The following is a 24,774-nucleotide window of genomic DNA, read 5'->3' on the forward strand; positions in this document are numbered from 1 at the left end:
GCGCACGTCATCGACACCGAGAAGCAGCTCGCCGAGCAGATCACCCACGCCCATGGTGCCGTTCTTGAACAGCCGGTCCTGGCGAACCGTGTGCTCGATGCTGAGTTCAGCGACCTCACCGATGTCGACGACATCGGACGTTCAGCAGCCGATGAGCTGCGCCGCGTGCGGGACGGGTATCACTTTCTGCGACTTGCTGTCGTTCTCGCCATCGCGAGCCCGGCCTGCGAGCGGCGCCTGTGGGACATGCTTGACCGGATTCGGCCACCGGCACCAGATCAACTCGTGGAGACCAACACATCGCTGGAGTCCGCGATAACGCGTCTCAACGAGCTCGTGGAGGATGTCGAAGCGCTCTTGATGGCCGACGAAGTACCGCTCGGCCAATTTTTCCGCCATGCGCATACAGAACTGGTCGCGCTACGCGCGGGACGGTATGACTTCCTGCGGCAATTCCAAGACATCGTCGCCACCGTGAAGACTCCACGCCCGGTGATCGACGGACTGTCGTTCGTGGTACTGCCCCGCGGTGAGCAGCTGCGGACGTATCTCCGCGGCCTGCGATCCTCTGGGCTCTACCGCGGCCACCAGGTCGACGAACAGCGGGTCGCGGTGTTGGAGGAAATCGAGAAGCACTTCGGCGTCGACCAGTGCGAGTGGCATGAAGGGACCGCGTCGTCCGACGGCTTCACCAACCACTATGTGGTCTTAACCATCAAGTCCGCCAACGGCTCTGGGCATCATGCTGTCGCTATCAGTCCGCTGGCAGGCGAGCATGCCACCTATGTTGTGCGCAGCGACTGCACCGAGGAGAACTGGATGACCGTCTTGGCGCAGTCGAAGCCCGATGCCCGTGAGCAAGGTGCGCACAAATTTCTGTTCACCGGCACCGATCCATATAGCGGGATGCGCGCAAAGGTGGTCGATGCCCTGGAGTGTCCACCGCAGGAATTCCTGAAACAGACTTCGGCAGCACAGAATTACCGCCGGGATCACCAGTCCTGAGGAGTGCGCGTCGGCGCCTCACCCGCGTGACTTATCTGGGGTTCAAATTGAGCGTGTATGACTGTTCCCGATTAGGTGCGCGGTGCCGATTCGGCCTAACAGGGAACAGGTCGATCTGCCTGCGTTCCCGATTACGGCTTGACCCGACGGCGAGCGTTGCCGCCCTCGTACAGAATCGGACTAGGGAAGCCCAACAATTGACGCGGCATCACGTGGCGCTGTGGTCCATGACGGCAGCGATGCGACCCAGAGTTACCTGACCGGAGAACGCAAATGACATCTGTCCCCGAGCGTGGTGACATCGACCGCATGCCGCGGGGCGGTCCCGATGCGTCTTGGCTGGATCGGCGCCTACAGACCGACCGCTCTGAGTACCTGGATCGCGACGACGTCGACGATCGGGTGAAGCGACGCATCGTCCGCTCCTTGGAACGGATCGGCAGACTGTCCAACAACCACGAGAAGTTCGCGCTGCTCGCGATCAACCAGGTTGCCGAGGTCCCCGACCCGAGAATCCTAGAACTCGGCGCCGGCCACGGCGGACTGTCACGCAAACTGCTCGAGCTGCATCCCCGCGCGAAGGTCACCGTCACCGACCTCGACCGGGCCTCGGTGGCCGACCTGGTCGCCGGCGACCTGGGCCACGACCCCCGCGCCACAATCGGCACAATGGACGCGACGGCGATCGACGCGCCCGACGGACACTTCGACCTGGTCGTCTTCGCGTTGGGGTTCCACCACCTTGCACCACCGCTGGCCTCGCGAGTCTTCACCGAGGGCACCCGGGTCGCGACAAAGCTGATGATCATCGACCTGCCCCGGCTACCATCGGTTCTGCACATCCTCCAGTTGGGGGTGTTCCTGCCGTTCGCCGCGTTCCACCCCTTCGCGCACGACGGCTTAATCAGCTCTCTGCGTGCCTACAGTCCGTCGGCGATGCGCGCACTGGCCCGTCACGCCGACCCGACCATCGATGTCCGCATCCGTACTCGGGCATGGGCACCCCAGGTCACCATCGCAAGCCGCGAGATCTATCTGGCCGGCGAGGGTGCTAGCTATAGCTAGCTAATCGGGGCCACGAAGTGTTTCATATTCGCGACTAGCGCGCTGCAGCTCCTCATAGTCCGCGTCGGTGACGGATCCGTACCATCTATTGAAGGCATCAGCGAGAGCTCGGCCCCGCGCCCCGCGCTCAAAGTCGAGTCTGAAACGGGTCGCCGCGACGGCGACCCCGTCCACCTGGATCGTCTTGGCCACGTTCTCGGCTGACGAAGGGTCCGGGTAAGTGCGGAGAAATTCAGAGACCTTCGCCGCCAACTCGTTGGCACGTTCTTCGTTGGCATGTGGTATCGGGTTCATTGGTAGTCCTTCTGGAGGTTCTGAGGCGCAGGAGCGCGCGTGCGCCGGGAAGCGAGGTGTGGCTTGCCAGCGCTCAGGCTGTCGGCGGAGGTGGTGCCTCGTCGGTTGGGTGCGGGTCGCGCAGCTGGCCGCCCCGGATCAGGTTGTCGACCGCGGCTTCCCAGGTGCGGAGCTGGTCGGGCGAATCTAGCGGCTCAGGCAGTTGCCTGGAGATGTGGGACCGCAACATCAACGTGCCTAAGACGAGGATAAGCGGGTTGAGTGCGCCCCAGGTTGGGTTGAGGTCAGGGCGCAAGCTTCCCTGGTCGCGCAGGTAGTCCCACTGGTATCGGCCGATGTTGAGGAGCAGGTCGAAGATTCGTCGGCCGGTCTGGTGGTCGTCGATCAGCAGGCGCGCCAGGTAGTCGATCGCGTCGGGATGTTCGGCGATCAGGGTGGTCAAGCGGTGGCTGACGTCGGCGACAGGGTCGGGTGGTGGCGCCGATAGCGGGGCGGCCTCCATGAGGATGGCGATCAGTTCCTGGTCGACGGCCTCGATCAGGGCGCCTTTGGTGCCAAAGTGATGCTGAACTTGGCCGATGGACACGCCGGCGGTCTCCGCCACCATGCGCATCGACGCGGCTTCAGAGCCGAGCGCCGCGAAGCACTCCATGGCCGCCAGGCAGATGCGGCGACGTTGAGGGCGGTCTTCGGGGGCGAAGTGATCCGGTTCGGCGAACGGACTGACCACGAGGCTCACCGTAGTGCTCTCGGACCGCGAACGGGAGGATCTGCGCGAGAAGTTGTGGCGGGCGGGTTCGCCGACAGCCGGCAAGGGCCGTCGCCTGGTCCGACTGTTCGGCCGACAGGTGCGAGCGCGCTTGCCTGTAAAAAGCTTAGGCGCAACGTTATTCAGAAGAGTGCGAGTTGCACCGGCTTCTTCGGGGCGCGCGGTGTGCGACCCCGCTGGCGCGCCTCTTTATGGGCGACTTCGGCGATGGCGGCCTTGGCGAAGGTTAGGAATTCAGCGGACGGGCGGTCGTCGATCTCCTGCCCGGACGGCATGGTCTGTTTAAGCGAATCCCGCAGGGCGGCCGGGACCTTCGACCAGTGCTGCGGGCACATGAACACCTCGGCGGGGACCTCCGTGGGGCAGTCCCGGGCGCGGCAGCGGTGCACGGCGGTGGCGGCGTCGGGATCAGCGGGCATGACTTTTTCCTTCTTTAGCTGCGGCCGGTGCGGATGCGGTGACGGTGTCGGAGGCGGGTGCGAGGTGTTGGTCGGCCGGACCCAACAGGTCGCCGAGCGCGTTGATGAGGCACCAGGTCGCGATGGCGAGGTTGATCGCGGCGGCGATGAGCAGTGGCGCCCAGTTGATGGGTGGGGGCGTGGCGCGACGCACGTGCAGCGAGGGCGGCAGGCGACGCGCGGTCGGCGGCTCGGGAGCCGGATCGAGAAGGGTGGTCATCGGCAGCCTGGTTGGGCCCAGCAGGGAGTTGTCGTCGACCTCGGGGGCCGGTGGTGTTAGTGGCCACCAGTGGCTTGATCCTTCGACGGCCAGCCATCCTTCCAAGACGCCGTAGATGCTTGCGGTGAGCAGGGTCGCGGGGATTTGGGCCAGTAGCCATGGGGTGACGAGTTCGGAGGTCAGCGAAAGGGCGGGGCTGTAGAACAGCAGCGGCAGCGCAGCCAGCGCGGCGCTCCACATCAGGGCCGGGATCGGGTAGGCGCGAAGCCGTTCGGGGATCAGGGTTTTGACGAGCTGGTAGCCGAGTCTGCCGATCGGCCAGCCCAGGGGCGCGGCGATCGCGCACACCAAGACGAGGAGGTTTTCCATTGTGCCGCTGGGGGTTCGGGGGGAGCGCAGCGGCAGCGGCGGGGTCACGTTGTCGTCGTGGGGGTCAGGGCGGGCACCGACCTGAGAGCGGGTGCGGGCGCGGATCTGTTTGGCCAGCAGCTCGGCGCGGCGCTTTTGGAACAGGAAAACGCCTGCGTGGGCGGCGATCCAGGCGCGGCGTCGCTCGTCGAAGATGTCAGCCGGCATGGTCCGGCTGGGTTGCAGGGCGCGCAAGCAGTTCCGATAGCAGCAGGCCGGCGTCGGCGAGGATGTCGCCCGCGTTTCTGATCAGGCCTTCGGCCGCGGCCAGGACAGTGTGGGCGCTGGCGTCGTGGTGTTGGGGCGTGACGGGCTCCCCGCCGTCGAGAACGGCTCGAGCAGAGCCGTGCGCCCATCCGAGAGCTTCATCGAGGCGAGCCAGCGTCGCCGGGGACATGCTGCGCGATCCGGCGGTGGATTTGTGCAGCGTCGAGCGGTTGGGTCCGCCGCGGCGGGCCAATTCGGCGCGGGTCATGTGCAGGACGGCCAGGCGTTCGGAGACGTAGAAGTCGAGCCGGGCGGGTCCGTTCAAAGGTGCATTCACGCCTATGAACCTAACTAAAATCAACCATTGTCGTCTATGACTGTGGACAACTCTGCTTATCCTGCCTACGGTTGGGCTCAAAGCTGCCTATTGGCGGGTCGGAATCCGGCCACGGAAGGGAGGCCACGATGAAGACGCTGGTTGCGGTCCTGGGCGTGCTGATGACCGTCGGTGTCGTAGTGGTGTGCGCGGTTGTCGAGCTGCTCGTCAAACTGGCGCCGCTGCTGGGGTTGGCGGCCTGGATCTGGATCGGCATCAAGGTGTGGCGTAGGTGGCGCGAACGGCGTGCCAACCGCGATCACATCGACGCACCGTGGGGGTGGGAGCACCCGGCTCAAGGTCCAGCGCCGCTCGGCGAGGGCCCGCTACCAACGCCGCGGCCGCCGGCGGTCTCAGTTGCGCCCGCGCGTGCGCTTCCAGTTGCGGGTCGGGCAGCGTCGTTGCCGCCGGTCATCGCCCACCAGGACCGCTCGTTTGTGGTGCGCGGACACGACAGTGGCCTGCTCGCTGATCGCGCGGACGGCTATCTGTACGTCTCGGCGCAGGAGTTGCCGCGCGTGCCGCGGATGCCTGCGACCCACCAGCACCGGCCCAATGCCGCGTCCCGGCGCACGTCGGGACGCCGGGAAGTGCGGCGGCGGCCATGAGTTCGGTTTCCGATCAGCAGTGGCTGCGCCAGATCGGTGTCGACGTCGCCGGCGACAGCAACGACGTGGACGCTCGGGTGAGCGCTATTCCGGTTGACCTCGACGACGCGAGTGCAGAAACAGACGACGAGGCAGAGGAATTCGACGACGTGGACGCCGAGAACGACGACGAGCCGGGGAGTGAGCCGCCAGCCGATCGGGTCGCCACCGACGTGGTTGACGACGACGGGGTTGACGGCGGCGAACTTGACGGCACAGATGTGCGGCCACGCCGCTACACCCCGTGGGTGCTCGGCGCTTTCGCCGGGGTGGCCGTAGTGGCCACGGTCGCCACCGCTCTCGGGGTGGTGCTGTCGGGGCCTGATGCTGCGCCGCCACGGGTGCATCCGTCGCGGCCTGCTCCGGCGCCGACCCTGGCGGCGGCTCCGACGACCGCTGCGCCTGACACCGAGGATCGTCCGCTGCCCTTCACTGCCCGGGCCGACTGTGCGGGCGGCTCGACGTCGGCTAATTCGGTCGCCGATCCCGAACGGCCCTCGCCGTGGATCTGCGTGCGCCACACCGATGGTCAGCCGCTCTACATCACGTTGGGCCCGGCCGGAATTGAGCATTCCTACGTCATTACTGCGGTCAGCATCATCCCTGGCGACACCGCCCCGGCGCAGGGCTCCGGCGGTGATCCGTGGTTGCAACACCGTGTGGTGAGCCTGCTGACGTGGCGTTTCAACGACGTGGCCAATACCGGTATCGACCAAACGACCGGTGACGTGCATGGGGAGGCCGTCCAGCCGGTCCCCAACATCAGTGCCTCGAAAATAACCGTGATCATCCGGCAAACGAGCCGACCGGTCGCGGCTACACCGGCACCGACCTCAACAGAGGACCAGGGACCGTTCAGCGGGATTCTCGGTGGACCAGCGGGGGCGCCGAACGGCCCGGCTGCCAACGGATCGGGTACCAGCCAAGACCGCGACCTCAGCGACGGGACCTTCGCCGTCTCGGGCATCAAAATCATTGGGCACAAGGCGAAGTGATGCAGATCAGCAATGTGTGGAAGCGTCGACTGACCACGTTGGGCCACGGGGGCGGGCGCTTGGCTCTGGTCGTCTTGGTGGCCAGCTCGGCGATCAACGGCCTGGCGCTGCTGTGGCGGTTCATTGTGCCCGCCGACCCGCCGCCGGTCGCGGCGGTTGCGCGCTCGGTCATCAACGAAACCGATCCGGTCAAGGCATTCGCGGAGGACTGCGTCAACGGCCTTCTTACCGCAACCGCCTCCAGTGCAACGAATTTGACGCGGTGCTTTCCCGATGGCCGGCCTTACGCCTTACCGACCACGTCGTCGATGACGGTGTCCAATCCGACCGCCTGGACCTCATCAAAGCCCCGATCACTGCCTAACGACATCACGGTCTACAGCGTGATCGTTCAGGTCGACGAACGGCCGTACCCTTCGGCGCCTCCCATCACGGCGTTCTACCAGCTTCCCGTCGCGGTCTACCGCGACAAAGGCATCCAGGCGCTCGACCGCATCGGCCGCGCCGATCCGCCGCCGCCCGGAGCCGCTGTGCCCCTGGGTTATTCCGTGAGTGTCGCCGCCAACAGCCCGCTGTTCACTATGCTGTCGGGGTTCGCGGCGGCGCTGCTGACCAACACCGGCGGCCTGGAACGGTTCATCACCACCGACTCCGGCATAACACCGATAGGTGCCTATTCCGCGGCGACCCTGGCCACCGCGCAGCTCGACAGTAACCCGCCCGACAATCCTTCGGATAACGCCGAATTGGCCGCCCACATAGAAGTGTCGGCCCGCCGATCCGACTACTCGTCGGTGGCGCTGTCGTATCCATTGACGTTGCGCTCGGTGGGCGGCACCTGGTTCGTCGCCCAGATCGACGCCGTACCCGTGCTGTCTAACGCCACACCCACGCCCGTACCGGCACCCACCTCCCCGTCGCATTAGCCACCACCACGAAAGAAAGAGGAATACATCATGATCGACCCATCCACGCACATCACGAACGTGCAGCTGTTGGCAGCCCACGCCACCTACCAGGCTGCTGGCGCTGGCCTGATCAACATGGCCCACGAGTTGCTCTACATCATTTTGGGGCTCGGTGGCACGTACTTCCTTGGCAGCGGGGTGGTTCGCGCTATGCGCGCGCATCACAAGCAGGGCACCGGCGCCGCGATATCCGCGATCGGCGGCGGCATCGCGCTCGCGGTCGTCGTCATGCACATCATCGGCATCTATCAGCGCGGTAACCAGGAGTTCGAACACCTACCCGGCGGGGTCGGTTCATCCAATGTCAGCAACCGCGGATGGTGACCAACGCCCCCACCGGTGCGCCGCTGCGTCCCACCGAAAAGGCTGAGGCGTGGTCGGGCATCCGCGACATCGACGTCCACATCGGGGAAGCCGCACCCGGCCAGCAGTGGCCCGGTGGACCCTACCGCCCTGCCGAGTGGGTCGCGATCGCACTGATCGCCGGTCCGACGTTGTGGTGGGTCGAGAGCCGTCCTGCCGGGACCACACTGTATGCGCTGGGTGCCGGGGCGGCGCTGTGCGTTGCCACGGTGGTCGCGATGCGGTTGCTGCTGCCCAAGGGGCGGCCGTCGCTGTCCACGCGACTCGTGTTCGCCCGCAACACCTTCCGGCCTCCGCACGTCGTCACCTCACACGCCAACGGGAGCGCGACGGGATTGCGCACTGATGCGACGCTGGACCCGCCGGAGCGGGTGGAGGGCAACTTGGTGTTCACCGCTGGCGGGGTTTACGCGGAGTTCCTGATCGACGGTCTGTCGGTGAGCATGCGGTCGCTGAACGTGCACCGTCGCGCCGCCCAGCTCACCCGCAGCCTGGGCCGCTATCTTCCGTCCGGCTCGCAGCTGCGTGGGCTGCTGGTGGCTGAGGATCAAAACGCCATCTTGCGGGCGATGGTCGGGCCGCACGCCACCAACGCAGCGTGGATTAGGCAGTGCCGGCATTGGATACCTGTGATCGCCAACCCGAACAAATGGGACGGTGATGGCTTCTACGGCCCTGTACGGCCACGGTTTTGGCTCACCGTGCCCGTGGACGCCGGAGTCGAAGGCAGAACCCCGCTGGGCCAGGGCCGGCGCGCCTGGGACTGGGTCAGCGGACGCGACAAAGACTCCGACACCTCGATTCACCATTACGCCACCGTTGCCCGCAAAATCATCCAAGCGCTGCCCAACGACTTCAACATCCGGGCCGCGACGCCGGCGCAGATCCTGTGGTACCGGCGCCACCGCACGATGCTGGGCGTCATGCACGAGCCGATCCCGCCCGCGGGAGTGGGACCGGTCGCACCGGCGGCGCACGATTTCCCCCGCACCGCGTTCGACGAAGGCGGCAACGCTGAGCGCCCCTGGTGGCGAGCCAGTTTCGCGCCTCTGGTTCGCGTCTACGATCCCGATAACCCCGCGCGGCCCGCAAGCTATCAGACGTTCCTGACGGTCGAACACTTTCCCGAGTCGGGCTTGGCGTTCCCGCGTGCGGCGTACCTGAACGCGCTGCTGAACGTCACTACCCAGGCCAGCATCGAGTGGACCCAGCACATCAACATCCGCACGCCCGATGACGCCAAAGCGGTGAACTACCGCAACACCAAAAACATTCAGGACCAAATGCGTCAGCGGGGCAAGCGCGGCGCCGAAAGCGACGAGCTGCCCCGCAAGCTGTCCCGCACCCGCGCCTACACCTCGCATTTGAACGCCAACCCCGCCGAACGCGAACTCGACCATACGGTGATCATCGCCGTGGGTGCGGCGTCCCCTGACGTGCTCGACGACGCGGTCAAACAGATCCGGCAAGAACTCGACACCGTTGGCATCGCGGTCAAGCGACGCCGCGGCTCGCATACGCTGCTGTGGAAAGCGTTCAACACCGGCAGCGAAAACCGCTGCTATCTCGATGAATTCCGTATCCCGACCAGCGCCGACAAGTGGTCGCTGTTTCTGCCGCTCATCTCCGGCCGGGTCGGCAACATCAGGGGCAGCGCCCTGGCGGTCGACCAGACCACGATGCGTCCCTCCATCATCCTGCATGACCCCGAAGGGACCGCGCGGCGCAACAAAAACACCGGACTGGCGGTGGTCGGCGACCCCGGTGGCGGAAAATCCAACCGCACCAAGCTCTCTACGTTCGACCTGATCCTGCGCGGCGCGCGGGCCGTGATCTTCGAGCCCGACACCATCGCCGAATGGAAAAACGCGCTCACCCTGATCGCGGGCGTGCGGTTCGTCGACCCCACCACGGCGCAGTTCTGCTATGACCCGCTGGTCATCTTCGCGGCCAACATTGCCGGCCGCATCGCCGCCGCGCACATCCTGCCCTGGATTGGGCTGCCCCACGACAGCATCCTTGCCAAGCGATACCGGCGGCTGGTGCGTGCCGATACCCGCGCCGCCCACGGCATCACCAGCCACCGGGCATTGATGGACTACCTGCGAACCCAGCCCGGCGCCGACGACGACGAACTGCTGCTGCGCCTGGAAACAGCCGAAGAGGACTTCCCAGGGCTGTTCGATGACACCTTGCCGCCGTATCGCCCTCAAGACTCACCGGCCACGGTGTACCTGACCGGAAACCTGGCGCTACCAGATGCCGATGACCTGACCAACGCAGAGCTGTACAACAAGCTGTCCGGGCCGCAACGCGCCGGAATGGCCATCTACGGGCTGCTCATCGAACTCGAACAGCGCTATATGTTCGACCGTCTCGACGTCTTTGACGTGATGATTTTCGAAGAGTGCGCCGAGCTGTGCGCGTTCACCACCACCGCGCGCATCGCCCACAAGATCACCCGCCGGGGACGCAAGCACGCCACCGGAATATGGCTCATCACACAGGATTACCGGGACCTAGCGCCGATGGGCGACAAGTTCATCACCCAGAAGTGGATCTTCCGCGTCCAAGACCCCGAGCTGGCCTACGCCACGTTGAAATGGGCGCGCATCGACCCCGATATGTATCCACAACTGGTCAGCGCGCTCAGCGAGGACACCAGCCCCGGTAACACCGCCGACGAGGACGTACTGTCCGGCGACGAGTGGGGCCAGCACGTGATCGAAGCCGGCGCTGTCGATCCCCACCGGCTTGGTGAAGGGTTCGCGGTCGACGAACTGGGCCGACCCGCCCGCGTCCAGTTCTTCGGCGCCCCGACACCAGAGCAGGCTCGCGCCTTCGATTCCACGGCGGCGACCGCGTGAGGCAATCGGAGACGCTGGCGGCCTGGCTCGTCTACCACCCCCGTCTGCGGGTGGCCGTGGGCGCGATGACCGCGCTGTATGTGCTGTGCCTGTGGGCCGTCGTGGCCGCACCGCGAGCCTCGGCCGCGGTCGGGTCGGCCGCGCTGGGCTGGACGGGATTACACGACAGCGATGGTGTCCCGCTAGCGGACTACTTCTTGTCGGTGGTCGACACGACCGAAGCCACCCTGAACAACGGCCAGGGAGTGGGCTTGAATCCGACGTCGTGGGCGGCGTGGGTAATCAAGGCGACCAACGCGGCGATCACCCACGGCACGGTCGCGTGGTGGCTGACCAACGAGGCCGCCCTGATCGTGTTCGGCCTCGGAATTGCGTTCTGGCTGTTGAAGTTCGCGCTGTCAAGTTCCTGGCTGCTCGCGTTGGCGCAGATCGGCCGCCCTGTCTTCGCGGCAGTCCACCTGCTTGTCAGCCAGATGTGGCTGGGACCGTTGGCGATCGCGGTGTGTGTGATCTTGGCGGGCCACTACTACCGCAGCGGGCAACCCGGGCGGGGCCTGAATCTGTTGGGTACCGCGGCGGTGTTGACGGCATTGGTGTGGACGGTGTTTCGCAATCCTATCGACGACATGGTCAGCGATCATGGGCTGTTGGGGATGGCCCGCGCCACGGGTTTTCAGATAGCCCAGGATGCCCGGCAGGCATCGTACGCCCCGGGCGGATCGCTGGACGCTCAGCTTGACGCGCTTGTCGCGCAGCTGATTTCAGCGACCGCACGGCCCGCCCTTCAGCTTCAGAACTTCGGCATGGTGGTCGACGACATCGGCAGCTGCCGGCACGCCTGGAGCCAAGCCATCCTCGCCGCGCATGGAACGGGGGACGGACCCGCGCACGCGATGGCGACTTGCGGGGCACCGCAAGCCTTGGCCCACGCTCAGCAGTTGGGGGCCAACGACTTCGTGCTGGGTTTGGTATTCCTGTTCGCCGCCTTCTGGATCGGGGTCTTTCACTGGTATGTCGGACTGAGCACAATGCTGGTCGGAGTCAAGGCCACCTACTACTGCATTGTGGTGGTCCCGGCGGCCATGATGGGCATGACCGGATGGCAGCGGGGCAAAGCATTCGCCATCCGCTGCGGCTCACAGGTGTTGCTGCACGGTGTCGAAATGATCATCTTCACAGTGTTTTTGGCATTGGCCGCCGAAGGTATGGGCTGGACACTGACCACACCGCAGCTCGGACGCGGCGGCGCATTCGTCGTCGCACGCCTGTTGATGGCCAGCATCGGGTCCGCCATCGGGATCATGTTGTTCCGCTACATCGACAAGCACTTTTACACCGATGGTTTCGGCACGATCGGCCACCACCTCGCCTTCGCTTGGGGCTCAGCGCGCGACGGGGTGCGCGATGAGTACAACAACTTCGCTGACGCCGGACGCAAGGCCCGCGGGGTGATCGACCGCTTTCGGCGCGGCCCTGGTGACGATCCCGACGCCCAGGTCGGTGGGGACACCACCGACGACGCAGCGACCGAGTCTGTGCCGGGATTTGATGTCGTCAAGCCCCGCCCCGGCCGGCCGCGCCCCGACAGCGCGCCGACCGCAGCGACACAGACGGCGGGCAGGGCCGCTAGCGGCGCAAGCGCGGGCGAGGCTGCCGGCACCGCGGCCGAGATCGGCGCCGAAGGAGGCGCGGCGGCGGCAGCCGAGGGCGCGGCCACGGTCGCGGCCCCCGAGGTGGTCGTTCCGGCCGTCGTTGTCAGCGAGGCCGCCAAGCATCTGCGCGGCCACCGCACCAACGGCGCAGCGCACCCCGAGCGGACAGACCACGAACGCGGGCCTGGTGACGAAACGCCACCACCGTCGCCGCCGTTCGACCGCCCCGCCGACCAGCCCGCGTATTCCGAGGTCCCGCCGGGATTGACCAGCACGCCGCGCCGCCCAGCGCGCGCGCAGCGTCCAACGTCGATGGACAGCACCGGCGGGTCACCTGACCAAGACCCCGCCCTGCCGTTCGCACCCACGGACAGCGACCAGGCGCCCGTCGAGGCGGCCGTAGAATTTCAGACACCGCCACGACCACGAGGGGATGACCGCCGGTGACCGCCCGCGAGAATTTCGACCAGGGAATCACCCACCTCGGGGTGGGCGGAACCGTCCCCGACCACTGGTCGGCCCGCGATGCATTCACCCGCGCCACCGAAGAAGACCCCGGCATGTGTGATGCCTGGATGGGGCTGGCGGTGGCAGGCGAGGTGAGCGCAGCGACGCTCGGCGGGGCCTATCGCGCCCTGTCGACGCTGCACCGCGAAACCCGCCGCTTCGGGCTAAGTGATTCTGCGCTGGCCCCGACCGTGCATACACCGTTTTTGATTGACCTCTACCCACACACCCCGGTCGGGATCGCGCTGGCCTACGCCGCGACCCTGATCGGTGACGCCAACTACGACGAAGCGGGGATCATCCTCGACGAGGCGAACGTCAGCGCCGAGCCTGAGCAAGCGCAAATCCACCGATTCGTCGGCGCCACACTGTATTTCATCACCCGACGCTGGCCCGACGTGCTCACCTGGACCTCGCGGCCTGCTCCTGCGCATAACGCGATCGTGGAGGCGGCCACCAGGCTTCTCAAAGGGATCGCCCAGACGGGTCTAGGCCAATTCGACGCCGCATTAGCCACGCTGGACTCGATGTCGGAGCTGGCCGAGGAGGCGATGCTAGACCGGCAGGGAACCGACACCCGGCATCTGCTGGCTGAAGCTGCACTGTATCGGGGACTGTGCCAGCGGGCGCTGGGCAACGAGGCGGCGGCCCGCAAGGAATTCGGTGCCGCCAGCATCGACGGCCAGCTGCACGCCGATGCCGCAGCCGCGCTCGAGGACCCGACGTATGGCCCAGCGATAACCACCGCGGAAGCGATCAGCGCTCGCCGGGACCGCTGGGACCCCGAATCGGGGCCGAGTGTGGCCGACCTGCGCAAAGCACAGCAGCGCCAAGAGGCCGGCAAAGTCCTTGAACGCGCCGAGCGGGAGTTGCAGGAATTCATCGGTCTGCGGCGGGTCAAAGAGCACGTTATGGAACTGAAGAACGTCAAGGTCTATGACATGAAGATGGCCGAGCGCGGCCTGCAGATCGGTGAACGCGACACGCTGCACATGACGTTGGTCGGCCCGCCGGGAAGCGCGAAGACGTCGATCGCGCGGCTAATTTGCGAAATGTACTTCGGACTAGGTCTTTTGGAGTCACCGGAGTTCATCGAAGTGTCCCGTAAGGACTTGGTGGGCGCGCACATCGGCGACACCGAGGCCAAGACATCGCTGGTCCTGGAATCGGCGCGGGGTCGGGCGCTGTTCGTCGATGAAGCCCCCGACCTCTACATCGCAGACAACGAGCGCGATTTCGGCCGGATCGCCCTGGACACGATCATGAAGTTTGCCGAGGACCATCGTCACGACACGATGATCGCCATGGCTGGCTATGCCACGCCCCTGAGGCTGATGTTTGGGGCCAACCCTGGTCTGCGGTCACGGTTTCCGTTCCAATTGGAGTTCCCGTCGTGTGAGCCGCAAGACACCGTGGAGATCGCGCAACTGTTCGCGACGCGGTTCAATATCGTCATCGAGCCCGCGGCGCTGTCCAGTTTCAGTGCGACAGCCGAATGGCTGTGCACCACCCCGAACACAGGCGACGGTGAACCCCACAAGCTGATCGACGTCGCCGGTAACGGCCGCTTCGTGCGAACCGTGATCGAAGCGGCCACGCGGAAAGCCAAGGCGCGCATGGCCGCAGATCCCACGGTCGATCTGCTCACCGCAGACGAGACCAAGATCAAGACGATCACCCGGAACGACATCGATGGCGCGATGACTGATGTGCTGGCGGCGCTGAATATCGTGTCGCCCTAACGCAACACCGCCGGGTGACTGAGGTGGACCGAGAGGCCAAATTTTTGCAGGAGCGTGCCTCGCGGGCTGCGACACTGGTATTCATGACATCGCAAGCAGTCGTCGCCGTCGCGAAACAAGCCCGATCAGCCCTCGTGAGTATCCGGTCGATCCCAGGCCTGACCGCCGCCGATGACGCGGATGCCGTTGCGCTTGTTGCCGAGGCGGATCAGCTGACAGACAGTTTCCGCCGGCGGCGCAAAACGCCCGCGGCGGAGAGAGCGTGGCTGACCGGTCTGCGGGCGCTGGTAGCTCGGGGCGGCGAGATTGAGCGGAAATACAGGGCCTGAAGCGCACTTTAGGCACGACATGCCAATCCGTAGCAAATCCGCGTCGCGCGTGTTCGCGCCAATGAGGAGCTGGCCGTCTTGTGGGTCGGGGTAGCTTTAGCCATGCGCATCGTCCTCGTCGCATACACCGTGATGCTGGCTGTCGCTGGGTGCTCGTCGAAGGAAACGACACCTGCCCCGGCGGCCAGCTTGCCGGCGCCAAGCGCGCTTACCGGCGACGGGTACGTCAGATTCGCTGCGAACATCACCGGCCCGGCGACTCGCGCCGAACCGAACCGACCGGAGTGCCTAATCCCCATCCGCGGGGACGATCCACTGGACCTCAATACTAAGGTCAATCTGATAGCGCATCGGCCCGGCGGCGCCACAGGTGTTGACGAGTACGAGGCCGAGTCAGTGCTGGGCTACGGGCGAATTCAAGGCGACGGGACATGCGAATTTCGTGTCGTCATGGAGTTCCCGGTGCCGGCAACCCAGCCGAGTGGCTACACGCTGTCGATACGAGACCGCCGCGGCTGCTCGAACTACTGGCCAATCACGGTTGACCAAATGATGAGCGGGCAACGTGCCCAGCTAACCATCAGCGGAGACTGCTGACTACGCACCTTTGATGGACATGTCGGCGCCCATGCCGGGGCCTGAGTTGCCGCGGGCTAAGTCAGGAAACCCACTGACATGCCTGGGGTTAACGTCTGGTGTGCCTTAGAGGTCTTTGATGGCGATTGTGAGGCCGAGTTCGGCGAGCAAGGGACCGAGTTCCTCGGCGGTTGCGGCGTCTGCCACGAGGTTCAGGGTTCCCTGTAGGTAGCTGATCTGCCGCTCGTCGAGTGCGAGGTAGAGTGCCCGGAACACGGCCGCGAATCCGTCAGCGGCGTCCGGGCCGGCCAGCAGGTTGGTTGTGAAGGAGAAGGCGACGCTTTTCTCCGCGGGGGTCGCAGCAACCGCTCCGCCACCGGCCGGGGATCCGCCGCTGGTGGCGGTGCTTGGCGAGCCCGAGGGGGTGGCGGTGGTCGGGCCGCCGGCGGGTGTGGCGTCTTGTCCTTGACCGCCGGAACCCGCAGTCGAGGTTGTGCACGCTCCAGGGTGGGCTGGCTGGGCGCATGTTGGGCAACTGGCCGGTGCGGGGCGTGCGATCCGCAGCCCGGCGCTGCTCAGGTTCACCTGCCCTGGTGCGGTCGCCGCAACCTCGGTTCCGGCCGCGTCGATGATGCGAAGTTCGCCGGTGTTTATTGCGTCGAAGATGGCGTGCTGTAGATCTGTGTCTCCGCCGTAGAGCAGGGGTAGCCGTGGGGCGCTGTAGAACGCGGCTCGCAGATCTGACAGTGTCTTGCCGTAGTCCTGTTCACGTAGGTTGTGTAGCAATGCCTGGGCGTCGAATTGGCCGACGTCGAATGCTTTGTCCTTATCTGCCAACGCTTTCCATACCGATGTTCCGTTGAGGGATGTCAGTGTGTCGTCGTCGAAGGTGGTCTGGTCGAGGTAGCGTTCCCCGTCTGGGTCGGGTTGTGCCACGAATACGACGTGCTGGTAGGCGCGGCGCAGTGCTTTTTGTAGCTGGTCGCGAGCGTCGGCGAGTTCGCGGGTGCCGATTTCTTTGAGTTCTTCGTCGGCCTGGACCTCCGGGGCTGCCAATGCCCTACTGCGGGCGAGGTATTCGGAGGCCAGGTTTCGGGCTTGGGCGCGTCGTTGGGTGTTGATGACGGAGAAGACGGCGCTGCTAGCCCATTGGACTGGCTGTTGGCCTGCTCCCTGTGCGAGTCCGCTGGCGGCCCTGAGTGCGTCGACGGTGCCGGCTTCGGCTCCGTTGCGAAGGCTGAATTGGGCGGGGTCGAGGATGAATAGGCGTGTGGTGTAGGCGGTGTCGATGCCGAAGTTGAGAAGAACTTCGCCGGGTGTGCGGGTGGGGTCGGCGGGAATGAATTCGAGCTCCCGGAATGGGCCGGAGGTAGCGATCTTCTTGGCGAAGTCGACGAGTACCGCGTCTCGTTCGGCGTCGGTGATGGTGCGGCGGATGCCGGCGACCAGCATGCGGTGGGTGAGACGGGTTGATAAGTAGTAGTGGGCGGGTTTGTTGTTGCCTTGTCCAGCATGGGTTTCCAGCGCCGTCATCCCGCGTTCTGGGTCGACGAGTTCGGAGACGACGGTGTCGGCGTCGGTGATTGTGTAGGCCACGTCGGGAATGCTTGTGGCGGCTTTGACTTCGGGGGCGCTAGCGCCGCGGCCGCGGCTGGGGCGCAGGGTGCCGACGATGCTAGCCAGGAAGATAAGGGTGGCGGCCCGTTCTGCGGCGCGCGGGTTGGCGGCGCTCCATAGCAGCGATTCGCGGCTAAGGTCCTGGCGTCGTGCGGCGCCGTTGGTTTCGTCGTTGTTGATGATTTCGATTTCGGCGAGTGCACGGTAGTTGCCGATGGTGCGTTCGTCTTCGACCAAGCCGCTGCCCAGGATCGCTTCACGGACAACGGAGTCCGACAGTGGTAGGTCGCCGGGCCCGATGAGGGCGGGGACCCATTCACCTGCTTTGCCGCGTTCCTGTTGGGCGTAGACGGTGGCGGCGAAGATGCGGATGGTGGAGCGGACCCGTTGGAATCCGGTGACTTTGCTCCATTCCTCTTTGGCGAGGTCCATCAGCATGGGGTGGAACGGGTAGCAGGCGGCGACCTGTTGGTCCCATTTCCGGCGCCAGTTGGCGCCGATGGGATCCCAGACCTGTTTGGTCCATCCGCGGTCGGCGAACACCGGCCGGTAGAGGTCGGCGGTGGCTGTGACGACCTCGGCGGCGGGTTCGGCGTCGAATAGGCGGCGGCGCAGGATGTCGGCGAAATCGCCTACTTCGGTCACGGTGGCGGGCATGCCGTCGCGTTCCAGCCGCGAGTTCAAGTCATCGCGGCGCGCCTGCGCGGCTGCGGATAGGGCGGTTTTGTCGGCGTCGGAGGCGATCATGACGACCAGCATGGCCACGTGGGGTACGTCGTTGACGACGTCGAGGAGTGCGCGCAGGAAGGCCATGTCCTGGGCGGAAAGTTCGGGGTTGTTGGCGCCGTCGAGCCCGTTGCCGATGTAGTCGAGGACTTCGTCGATGACGATCAGGACGGGCCGGCCGACGGCGCGCAGGGCTTCGGCGATTTTGTGTTTGTCGCTCCAGAATGGTTTGTAGCGTTCGTAGAGGCTGTAGTCCTTGGAGAACAGCCTGAAGAGGAAGCGTTCGTAGAGGCTGTTGGCGGCGGACCCGTCGTATTCCTGAACTGGTGCGCCGGGTGTCATGTTGTCGCAGGGCAGTACGACCACGTGGGGGCCGGCGAGGTCGATGGGCAGTGCGGAGCCGGTCTTGGCTTTCGAGCGCGCGCTGACTTGGCGGCCGAGTTCGGTTGCCAGGAGCGCTTCGGGGTCGGCGGCGAGGTGGAAGGCGCCGATGCAGGCGTGCGACTTGCCGCCGCCCATGCCTTGGTCGAGTCGTGTGACTGCGCGGGCTTTGAGGTAGTCGTCACCGGCGCCGATGCGTATGGCGATCTCGGTGAGGAGGTCGACGAGGCGCTCGGTGGGGTGGGTGATTTCGCCGTAGTACCGGGCGTCTGCGTAGAGCGGTCGGCTGGAGCCGGTGCCGTATACGGCCGCGTGCAACGACATCTGCACGTCGTCGATTTGGCCTGAGGCCGAAAGGATTTCCTGCCGGATTTTCAACGCCTTCCACCATGGCGTGACGGTCGTGGTCAAGGCCGGCCTCCTGGCGTGGTTGGGGGGGTGATCACAGTAGTTTGAATTGGTCTTCTGCGTCGCGCGCTTGCAGTTTGGCGGCGCTGGTTGCGACTGCGGCCGCGGAGACGGCGGTGCCGACGCTGGCGCGGGTGCGCATCACGCGGGTGAATGCGACTGCGTCGGGGTCGTTGTCAGGTAGTCGGTCGGCGAGGAATTGGATTGCCGACCAGAGGTAGAAATCGCCGCTGTCACGGTTCGCGGCGGCGAGAACAGAGCCGATGGCGTCGAGTCCGTCTTCGGAGACGTGGGCGAGGGCAAGGGCTACGTCGATCGTCGCCGATTCTGCGTTGATAGGCTCGGAATAGTCTGCGGCTGAGACGAATTGGACTCCGCTGCTGGCGTCGCGGACCAGGTCGCGGACTTGTGCCAGGTCGAGGTCGGAGGCCAGGGTCTGCCAGCGCAGTTCGGACTTGGCTTGGACTTGACGGCCGTAGAGTCGTACCCACCACAGGGCGAAGCGTGTGCGTGCGTCGAACGATTCCAGTGGTTGATGGTTGATCTCGACGGCCATCGCGTCCTGGACGGCTGCGCGGGCGAGCGGCAGGAAGGTGTAGATGTCGACCGGGTTGCCGCGGGCGTCCAGAACGTGGCTGTAGCGGCCGACGACTTCCATGGCTGGGCCGGCGGCGGCCATCAGCATGTCTGCGGGCGCGAGTCCCCAGCGTTCCCAGTCGGGGTAGCGCAGTTTGACCTCGGCTTTGATCTCTGCGTCGACCGTGCCTTTGCGGCCGGAGGGTCGGTTTGTGGGGGCGAGGCGGCAGGCCATGGTCAGGGTTGTCTCGATGTTGGCTTTGCCCTGTTGGCCGCCGGATTCGGTGTTGGCGGGCCATGATCCGGTCATGACGAGGCCGGCTCGTTCGATCGAGCGCAGTAGTCGCTGCCAGACTTCGGGTTCGCCGTGTCCGAAGACGATGGTGACCACGCCGTCGTCTCGGACGACGTTTCGCATATGGGCGAATGCGTCGGCGATCAGGGTGTCGTAGTGCTCGCGGGTGCGGTGTTCGTCGGGGGCCTCACCGCGGACGCGTTTGACGATGATCTCCTGAGCTTTTTCTTGCGCGCCGTTGGGGTCGGCGGTGATGGTCAGCTCGGGCCATGTGTTGTGTAGGCATCGTTTCAGCCAGACGTAGAACAGGTCGGATGCGTCGGCATAGGCGATCATCTGATCGTAGGGCGGGTCGGTCACGACGGCACTGAACGATCGCGCGGGATAAGGTAATTCGGTAGCGCTGCCGCGGGTGACTGTGGCTGGTACACCGTGTAGGTCGGCGAAGAGGTTACGGCAGGCCGCTAGGACGTTGTCCGAAATTGAGGCCCAGGTGCCTGGGCCCTCGCCGATGCTGGCTTCGAAGAAATCGTGGGAGAAGGTGATGGAGCCTTCGTTAACGAATAGATCGCCGACTTGCGCGCCGCCTTTGGATTGGAAGCGGGCTCCGCGGGTGGAGCGGCGTAGTTTTTTGACCACGACAGCGGTGGCGTAACCGGTTAGCGCTCTGACGTAGTCTGTCGATAGGCCTGCGGCAGCCAATTCGGTTCCGAGCGTGTTGATTAGCCGCGCCATGCGCACGTAGGACAGGGTTTGGCGGTCGACCATGAAGTCGCCGTAGGTGCGGGCGCCGTAGATGCTGGGCCCGATGATGTTGTTGTTGCCGGGGGCGATTCCCTCGTCTGGGACTGCGGGCAGAAATGGTGTGAACGGTGCTTCGTTGGCCAGTGCTGCCGTGGCGGCCTGGGCGGCGGCGAGTTCGGCGGCGGTGGGCAGCCGGAAGGCTTTCTGTCCGTCGGCGGTGATGTCGGCGGCGAGCACGAGGGCATCTTCGCCGTAGCCTTCCTGCAGTAGCCGTCGATGGATCGCCAAGGGGTGTGGGTGGGCGCAGAACACGCAGACCGCGCTCTTGCCGGCGATCTTTCTGCCGTCGAGCATCGCGTTCGACAGTGTCGGTGTGTGGGTCGGTGGCCCTTCGCTGACGATCGCTTCCCAGGTGCCGTTGGCGCGGTCGGTGCCGATGTGGAATGAGGTTGCATCGCGCTGTCCGCGGGCGAGGGTCAGCTCGTAGGAGCCGATGAGCGGGAATCTGTGGCCGCATTCCTGGCAGGGTATGGTGACCGACCACAGGTAGCCCCAAGGGATTTCGCCATCGTGACGGGGGTAAAACTCGCTCATCGCCGCTGCGTGACGCTCGCCGAGTTCGCTGAACATGACATCGAGGTCATGTAGCAGACGATCTGTTGGAGAGGTCGCCAGAACCTCGGTATCGGGTCCGAACGGTAGTGCCGGTTCGCCGGTCCAGTCCTGGAACGGGGCGCGGGTGAGCAGGTGGCTGGCCAGGACCGCGACGGGGCTGTAGTCGACGGCGTGGGCTTCTACGCCTAGGCGGGCGGACTCCAACGGGATCATGCCGCGCCCCGAGAAGGGGTCGAGCGTGGAAGCGCCAGCTGGATTGGCCTCAGCGATCTTTTTGCGCAGTTCGCTGTAGGCGGCGTAGCGGCCGGTCATTGCCTTGCGGACGAGGTCCTGTAGGTCTTTTTGTTCGTTCTCGTCGTCAGGCCATTTGAGCAGTGAGCAGATTGTGGCTGCTTTCGCTTGCGCGGTAGGTCTTTTGGCGAACCACATGAACAGCGAGATCTCTGCATTGCCCGATCCCCAGCCGCGATCACTGTTGGCTGACACCTCCGCGCTGGGAAACCAGCGCTCGATCATCCTGGTCATACGTTGCTTCCCGGCGCGTTTTTCAAACTGGATCCCGAGACGCGGAAGATCGCGTCCCCTTTCATGTCGGTGGAGAACAGGGTGGCCGGGTCCTGGTAGGCGCCGAAGAACCGTCCCGCGCCGTCAGCGCACTCATCGATGACGTAGAGCCAGTAGCTGGTGCGATGCTGGGTGGCGATGAGCACCTCGTTGCCGGTCATGCGGATGCCGGTGCTCGCCGCACTTCCGAGCACGCCCTTGACTTCCACGTGACGGACCTGGGCATGCCGCCGGGCTTCCAGGTCATAGCCACGGCCTTCAGTGTGCACGTCATCCACAGTCCAGCCGTCAGCCACCAGCATCTGCTGCACATGGCGCATCGACACCATCTCGGCGTCGATCTCCGCCTGCACCCCGTCATCGGCGGCCGCGAGGACACGAATGCGTCCCACCAGCTTCGGCTCGGTCAATGTCACCGCAGTCAGGCGCTCCAGCTCGGCGATGCGCGCGGTGGTCTGCGCCTGGAACTGCCGGCGCAGCGCCAGGCGGGTCTCGCGGTCCTCGATGCCGTCGGTCAGGCTCATCGGCAGGTTCATCAGATCCCGGCGGGCCTGGGCGAACCAGTCCATTCGCACCCGGCGATGCTCGGTGGCGGTCGTCTCGGCCACAGCGCGGGCCACCTCGGCGGCCCGGCTCTCACGTCCGGGGTGCATCGTGGTTCCCGCCACGGCGGTAGCGACCAGGTTCGCCAGTGTCTCCCACCGCACCGCTCGCGCGTTGCCGCCGTCATCGACCTTGATCAGCGTGGCCCACACGCTGGCCCGCTTGCCGTCACTTTCGGTCATCGTCGCTTCATAGGCGTACAGGTCATACGGCGTGAGGCTTGTCGGATCTTCAACGGCCCCAGACTGATACAGGTCCTCGGCCAGCTGGCTTTCGGCCAGTTCGATCAACTCTGTGAAGGCCGGCTCTCCTGGTCCAAGGGTGATGGTGTCGCCGATGTCGATGCTGCCTTCGGCGGCCAGGACCGCCTCCCCGCTGGTGGCCACGTGCGCGTCAGCCGCCCCGCCCAGCCCGCGGGGAAGCGCCCCGGTGACCGCAGCCAACCGCAGAAATCCGGGGCCAGCGGCTGTTGGTGTCACCGACAGCACGGCTGCTTTGGCCAACCGGTCCAGATAGGCCTCGACGATGGCTGGATTGACCCGGGCGAACAGGTCGCGTTGCAACAGGGTCAACGCCGCCACGGCGTCCACCTGGCTGGCTAGGCGTCGCTCGTTGTCGCGGACCTGGCGCGCCGCGCGGGCCAGCTCTTGGGCCTGCACTGCGCGGGCTGCCTCGATGGCAGCCCGTCTTCTGGCTTCGTCGTTGCCATAGAGGTCAGTGAGCCAGCGGTCGTAGTCGACACCTGTGATTTCGGCGACCGCTGAGAGGCTGTCGAACATTTGGCCATGCAGTTCGTTGGCGGCCGTCACGAAGTTGTCGAGCAGGCGCAGCAGGGTGTCACCTTCGCGGGTGTCGGTGGCAACCAGGTTGTAGAGGTACACCTCGCGGGTTTGGCCGACCCGGTGGATACGCCCCATGCGCTGTTCAAGCCGCACCAGTGACCACGGGATGTCGTAGTTCACCAGCACGTGAGCTGCCTGCAGGTCGATACCCTCATTGCCGGCGTCGGTGGTGACGATTACCTGAAATTCGCTGCGCATAAACGCTTTTCGGACTTCATCGCGATCAGGTTTGCTTTGGCGGCCCGAATACATCTGTGCGCTGTAGCCCTGAACGCGGAGCCGTTCAGCGACCCATTGCGCCGAGTCGGCGTACTCGGTGAAGACCACGGCTTGCTCGCCGTTGCCGGGCAGGATGTCGTGAGGGGCCAGGCATTCGTCGGTGAGGCGGCGCCACTTGGAGGGCTGCCAGTCGGTGTTGGAGAGGGTCGCGTCGATGCGGTCCACCAATGTCCTGATGGCGGTGCGCTCGGCGCGGGTGGCCGTAGAGGCCGTGTGCACGACCCGGGCTTCGTCGACTTCAGTTTCGTCGCCGTCGCCACGGCTCTCGGCGATCAAGGCGGCTTCGGCTTCGCTCATCTGGCCCATATGGGCTGAGCGGCGGCGCAGAGTCTCTGCCAGGGCGTACAGGCTTGATGCAGCCCGTTTGCCATAGACCATGCGCGCTAGCGGTTGTGCGGCCGGCGGGAAGAATTGCTCGACCATGTCCAGTGCGGCTTGGTAGTAGCCGTACTCGAGTTGGGAGAGCGCGACGTTGTGGTTATGTGCGGTGCGGCCCTTGAAGAGTCGGGTTTTGCCGTCGTAGTCGACGAGGTCTTCCTTCATGCGGCGCAGGAAGTGGATGGGGCCGGGGCGTAGCGGGGAGAGCGCCACATTGGGATCGGTGCCGGGGTCGGGGTAGATGTCGGGGTCGACCAGGTGCAGCAAGTGCCGGAAGAGCCATTCCTTGCCGCGGTGGGGGGTGGCCGTCATCAGCAGGGCGCGGGGGGTGTTCTTGGCGAGCAACCGTCCAACCTGGTGGAAGCCCGCCGCGGTGGGGGTCAGTCGATGCGCTTCGTCGAAGACGACCAGGTCCCACCCGGCCTTATCTGGCCTCAGGGCGTCTTGGACGGCGGGATTGACCGCCGCGAGCTCGAGGGAGACCACCCACAGGTCATTCGAATTGAGCGCGTCTTCGCGGATGGTGGCAGCGGTGATCTGCCGCAGACCGCCTCCCAGGAGGCGGGAGAAGTCGTCGACCCACTTGGTGGCCAGGTTCGCGGGGCAAACGATCAACCCGCGGCGGACAAGGCCGAGGCGCTGCATTTCCCGGATGTAGAGCCCGGCCATGATGGTTTTACCCGTGCCGGGCTCGTCGGCCAGCAGGAACCGCAGCAGCGGCTGGGGCAGCATCGCGCCGTAAACAGCTGTCGTCTGATGTGCATAGGGCTTCAGCGGCATGGCGGCCATGGCGCTGGTCTCGGCATTGGCGGCAGCGGCCGCCATCCACTGGGTCCACATCGCGGCCAACACGCGCGCGGAGTTGCCGTGCCCGTCTGAGACAAGAGGGCGCACTGTGTCTAAGTCACCAGCGCGAAGGTTCACTTCGTGGCGTCGGTCGTCATCGCCGACAAGGATCAGATCCCACGACCCCGGATCGTCGCCTGCGATCGCGAAACGGATCGTAGCGAATTCTGGGACTCCTGCGGCGCAGACACGTACTCGTTGGCCGCGCTCAAACGACGTCACTGGCACTGCCTATCCACGGGCACGGTGCGGGCCCGTGTGAACCCGAAGCTGTAATGATCCAAGGTATTCAGCTATTAGGGGCGTTTCGCGCTGCCGGCCGCGCGGCGTCGTGGCAAAGCGCGCCGAACGGAAGTTTCGCAGCAACGGACCCTGGCTGCTTCCTCATTGGGGACTGGTATGGCGTCGGCGGGTGGGTTGTTAACGGCCATTGCCGCCTTTCGGGGATTGGA

Annotated in this window: 19 protein-coding genes; 11 read left to right on the forward strand and 8 right to left on the reverse strand. The window is 65.4% G+C overall.

Annotated elements, in window-relative coordinates; translation table 11 throughout:
• Both CYU59_RS04175 and CYU59_RS04180 read left to right on the forward strand, forming a co-directional pair.
• The coding region (locus tag CYU59_RS04175; protein ID WP_292976201.1) for a hypothetical protein at nucleotides 1-1,005 on the forward strand (1,005 nt) is incomplete at its 5' end.
• Between the two features lie 273 nt (nucleotides 1,006-1,278).
• Complete coding sequence (locus CYU59_RS04180; protein WP_292976204.1) at nucleotides 1,279-2,070, forward strand: class I SAM-dependent methyltransferase; 792 nt, start codon at nucleotides 1,279-1,281, stop codon at nucleotides 2,068-2,070.
• Here CYU59_RS04180 and CYU59_RS04185 read toward each other — a convergent pair whose 3' ends face one another.
• The 5 genes from CYU59_RS04185 to CYU59_RS04205 form a co-directional block, all read right to left on the reverse strand.
• On the reverse strand, nucleotides 2,071-2,364 hold the full coding sequence (locus CYU59_RS04185; RefSeq protein ID WP_292976207.1) for a hypothetical protein: 294 nt from the start codon (nucleotides 2,362-2,364) through the stop codon (nucleotides 2,071-2,073). It lies immediately after the preceding gene.
• A 73-nt stretch (nucleotides 2,365-2,437) separates the two neighbouring features.
• Complete coding sequence (locus CYU59_RS04190) at nucleotides 2,438-3,094, reverse strand: TetR/AcrR family transcriptional regulator (protein WP_292976210.1); 657 nt, start codon at nucleotides 3,092-3,094, stop codon at nucleotides 2,438-2,440.
• Nucleotides 3,095-3,255: 161 nt separating this feature from the next.
• Nucleotides 3,256-3,552 (reverse strand): hypothetical protein, encoded by a 297-nt coding sequence (locus CYU59_RS04195; protein ID WP_292976212.1) that lies wholly within the window; start codon nucleotides 3,550-3,552, stop codon nucleotides 3,256-3,258.
• Complete coding sequence (locus tag CYU59_RS04200; protein WP_292976214.1) at nucleotides 3,542-4,387, reverse strand: hypothetical protein; 846 nt, start codon at nucleotides 4,385-4,387, stop codon at nucleotides 3,542-3,544. The genes CYU59_RS04195 and CYU59_RS04200 overlap by 11 nt, the downstream gene beginning before the upstream one ends.
• Complete coding sequence (locus tag CYU59_RS04205; protein WP_292976217.1) at nucleotides 4,377-4,763, reverse strand: helix-turn-helix transcriptional regulator; 387 nt, start codon at nucleotides 4,761-4,763, stop codon at nucleotides 4,377-4,379. The genes CYU59_RS04200 and CYU59_RS04205 overlap by 11 nt, the downstream gene beginning before the upstream one ends.
• A 128-nt stretch (nucleotides 4,764-4,891) precedes the next feature.
• Here CYU59_RS04205 and CYU59_RS04210 point away from each other — a divergent pair, with 128 nt between their 5' ends.
• The 9 genes from CYU59_RS04210 to CYU59_RS04250 all read left to right on the forward strand — a co-directional run bounded on the left by CYU59_RS04210 (nucleotide 4,892) and on the right by CYU59_RS04250 (nucleotide 15,469).
• Complete coding sequence (locus CYU59_RS04210; protein ID WP_292976219.1) at nucleotides 4,892-5,410, forward strand: hypothetical protein; 519 nt, start codon at nucleotides 4,892-4,894, stop codon at nucleotides 5,408-5,410.
• Nucleotides 5,407-6,444 carry a hypothetical protein gene (locus CYU59_RS04215; RefSeq protein WP_292976221.1) on the forward strand — a complete coding sequence of 346 codons (1,038 nt, stop codon included), beginning with the start codon at nucleotides 5,407-5,409 and terminating at the stop codon, nucleotides 6,442-6,444. The genes CYU59_RS04210 and CYU59_RS04215 overlap by 4 nt, the downstream gene beginning before the upstream one ends.
• A complete protein-coding gene (locus CYU59_RS04220) occupies nucleotides 6,444-7,370 on the forward strand; it encodes a hypothetical protein (protein WP_292976223.1) in 927 nt (308 codons plus the stop codon). Before CYU59_RS04215 ends, CYU59_RS04220 begins: the two co-directional genes overlap by 1 nt.
• Before the next feature lie 30 nt (nucleotides 7,371-7,400).
• Nucleotides 7,401-7,736: a hypothetical protein gene (locus CYU59_RS04225; RefSeq protein WP_292976225.1), complete on the forward strand. Its 336-nt coding sequence runs from the start codon at nucleotides 7,401-7,403 to the stop codon at nucleotides 7,734-7,736.
• Nucleotides 7,730-10,642 carry an ATP-binding protein gene (locus CYU59_RS04230; protein ID WP_292976228.1) on the forward strand — a complete coding sequence of 971 codons (2,913 nt, stop codon included), beginning with the start codon at nucleotides 7,730-7,732 and terminating at the stop codon, nucleotides 10,640-10,642. Before CYU59_RS04225 ends, CYU59_RS04230 begins: the two co-directional genes overlap by 7 nt.
• Nucleotides 10,639-12,741, forward strand: coding sequence for a hypothetical protein (locus CYU59_RS04235; protein ID WP_292976230.1), 2,103 nt, complete (start codon nucleotides 10,639-10,641; stop codon nucleotides 12,739-12,741). Before CYU59_RS04230 ends, CYU59_RS04235 begins: the two co-directional genes overlap by 4 nt.
• Nucleotides 12,738-14,543 (forward strand): AAA family ATPase, encoded by a 1,806-nt coding sequence (locus CYU59_RS04240; RefSeq protein ID WP_292976233.1) that lies wholly within the window; start codon nucleotides 12,738-12,740, stop codon nucleotides 14,541-14,543. The genes CYU59_RS04235 and CYU59_RS04240 overlap by 4 nt, the downstream gene beginning before the upstream one ends.
• Nucleotides 14,544-14,626: 83 nt before the next feature.
• Nucleotides 14,627-14,872 (forward strand): hypothetical protein, encoded by a 246-nt coding sequence (locus CYU59_RS04245; RefSeq protein WP_292976235.1) that lies wholly within the window; start codon nucleotides 14,627-14,629, stop codon nucleotides 14,870-14,872.
• A 102-nt stretch (nucleotides 14,873-14,974) separates the two neighbouring features.
• Nucleotides 14,975-15,469: a hypothetical protein gene (locus CYU59_RS04250; RefSeq protein WP_292976237.1), complete on the forward strand. Its 495-nt coding sequence runs from the start codon at nucleotides 14,975-14,977 to the stop codon at nucleotides 15,467-15,469.
• 105 nt (nucleotides 15,470-15,574) lie between these two features.
• Here the strand turns inward: CYU59_RS04250 and CYU59_RS04255 are convergent, their stop codons facing one another.
• From CYU59_RS04255 to CYU59_RS04265, 3 genes are read right to left on the reverse strand one after another with little or no spacing between them, the layout of a single operon-like run.
• Nucleotides 15,575-18,583: a DUF499 domain-containing protein gene (locus CYU59_RS04255; RefSeq protein WP_292976239.1), complete on the reverse strand. Its 3,009-nt coding sequence runs from the start codon at nucleotides 18,581-18,583 to the stop codon at nucleotides 15,575-15,577.
• A gap of 31 nt (nucleotides 18,584-18,614) precedes the next feature.
• On the reverse strand, nucleotides 18,615-21,335 hold the full coding sequence (locus CYU59_RS04260; RefSeq protein WP_292976242.1) for a DUF1156 domain-containing protein: 2,721 nt from the start codon (nucleotides 21,333-21,335) through the stop codon (nucleotides 18,615-18,617).
• Entirely contained in the window at nucleotides 21,332-24,544 is a 3,213-nt protein-coding gene (locus tag CYU59_RS04265; RefSeq protein ID WP_292976245.1) for a helicase-related protein, read from the reverse strand. The genes CYU59_RS04260 and CYU59_RS04265 overlap by 4 nt, the downstream gene beginning before the upstream one ends.
• Nucleotides 24,545-24,774 lie beyond the last annotated feature (230 nt).

Source organism: Mycobacterium sp. (genome assembly GCF_002863225.1).
GTDB lineage: Bacteria > Actinomycetota > Actinomycetes > Mycobacteriales > Mycobacteriaceae > Mycobacterium.

Coding starts and splice junctions, on each gene's coding strand:
- CYU59_RS04180 (WP_292976204.1), top strand. CDS start 1,279: ATGACATCTGTCCCCGAGCGTGGTGACATCGACCGCATGCCGCGGGGC.
- CYU59_RS04185 (WP_292976207.1), bottom strand. CDS start 2,364: ATGAACCCGATACCACATGCCAACGAAGAACGTGCCAACGAGTTGGCG.
- CYU59_RS04195 (WP_292976212.1), bottom strand. CDS start 3,552: ATGCCCGCTGATCCCGACGCCGCCACCGCCGTGCACCGCTGCCGCGCC.
- CYU59_RS04200 (WP_292976214.1), bottom strand. CDS start 4,387: ATGCCGGCTGACATCTTCGACGAGCGACGCCGCGCCTGGATCGCCGCC.
- CYU59_RS04210 (WP_292976219.1), top strand. CDS start 4,892: ATGAAGACGCTGGTTGCGGTCCTGGGCGTGCTGATGACCGTCGGTGTC.
- CYU59_RS04215 (WP_292976221.1), top strand. CDS start 5,407: ATGAGTTCGGTTTCCGATCAGCAGTGGCTGCGCCAGATCGGTGTCGAC.
- CYU59_RS04220 (WP_292976223.1), top strand. CDS start 6,444: ATGCAGATCAGCAATGTGTGGAAGCGTCGACTGACCACGTTGGGCCAC.
- CYU59_RS04225 (WP_292976225.1), top strand. CDS start 7,401: ATGATCGACCCATCCACGCACATCACGAACGTGCAGCTGTTGGCAGCC.
- CYU59_RS04230 (WP_292976228.1), top strand. CDS start 7,730: ATGGTGACCAACGCCCCCACCGGTGCGCCGCTGCGTCCCACCGAAAAG.
- CYU59_RS04245 (WP_292976235.1), top strand. CDS start 14,627: ATGACATCGCAAGCAGTCGTCGCCGTCGCGAAACAAGCCCGATCAGCC.
- CYU59_RS04250 (WP_292976237.1), top strand. CDS start 14,975: ATGCGCATCGTCCTCGTCGCATACACCGTGATGCTGGCTGTCGCTGGG.
- CYU59_RS04260 (WP_292976242.1), bottom strand. CDS start 21,335: ATGACCAGGATGATCGAGCGCTGGTTTCCCAGCGCGGAGGTGTCAGCC.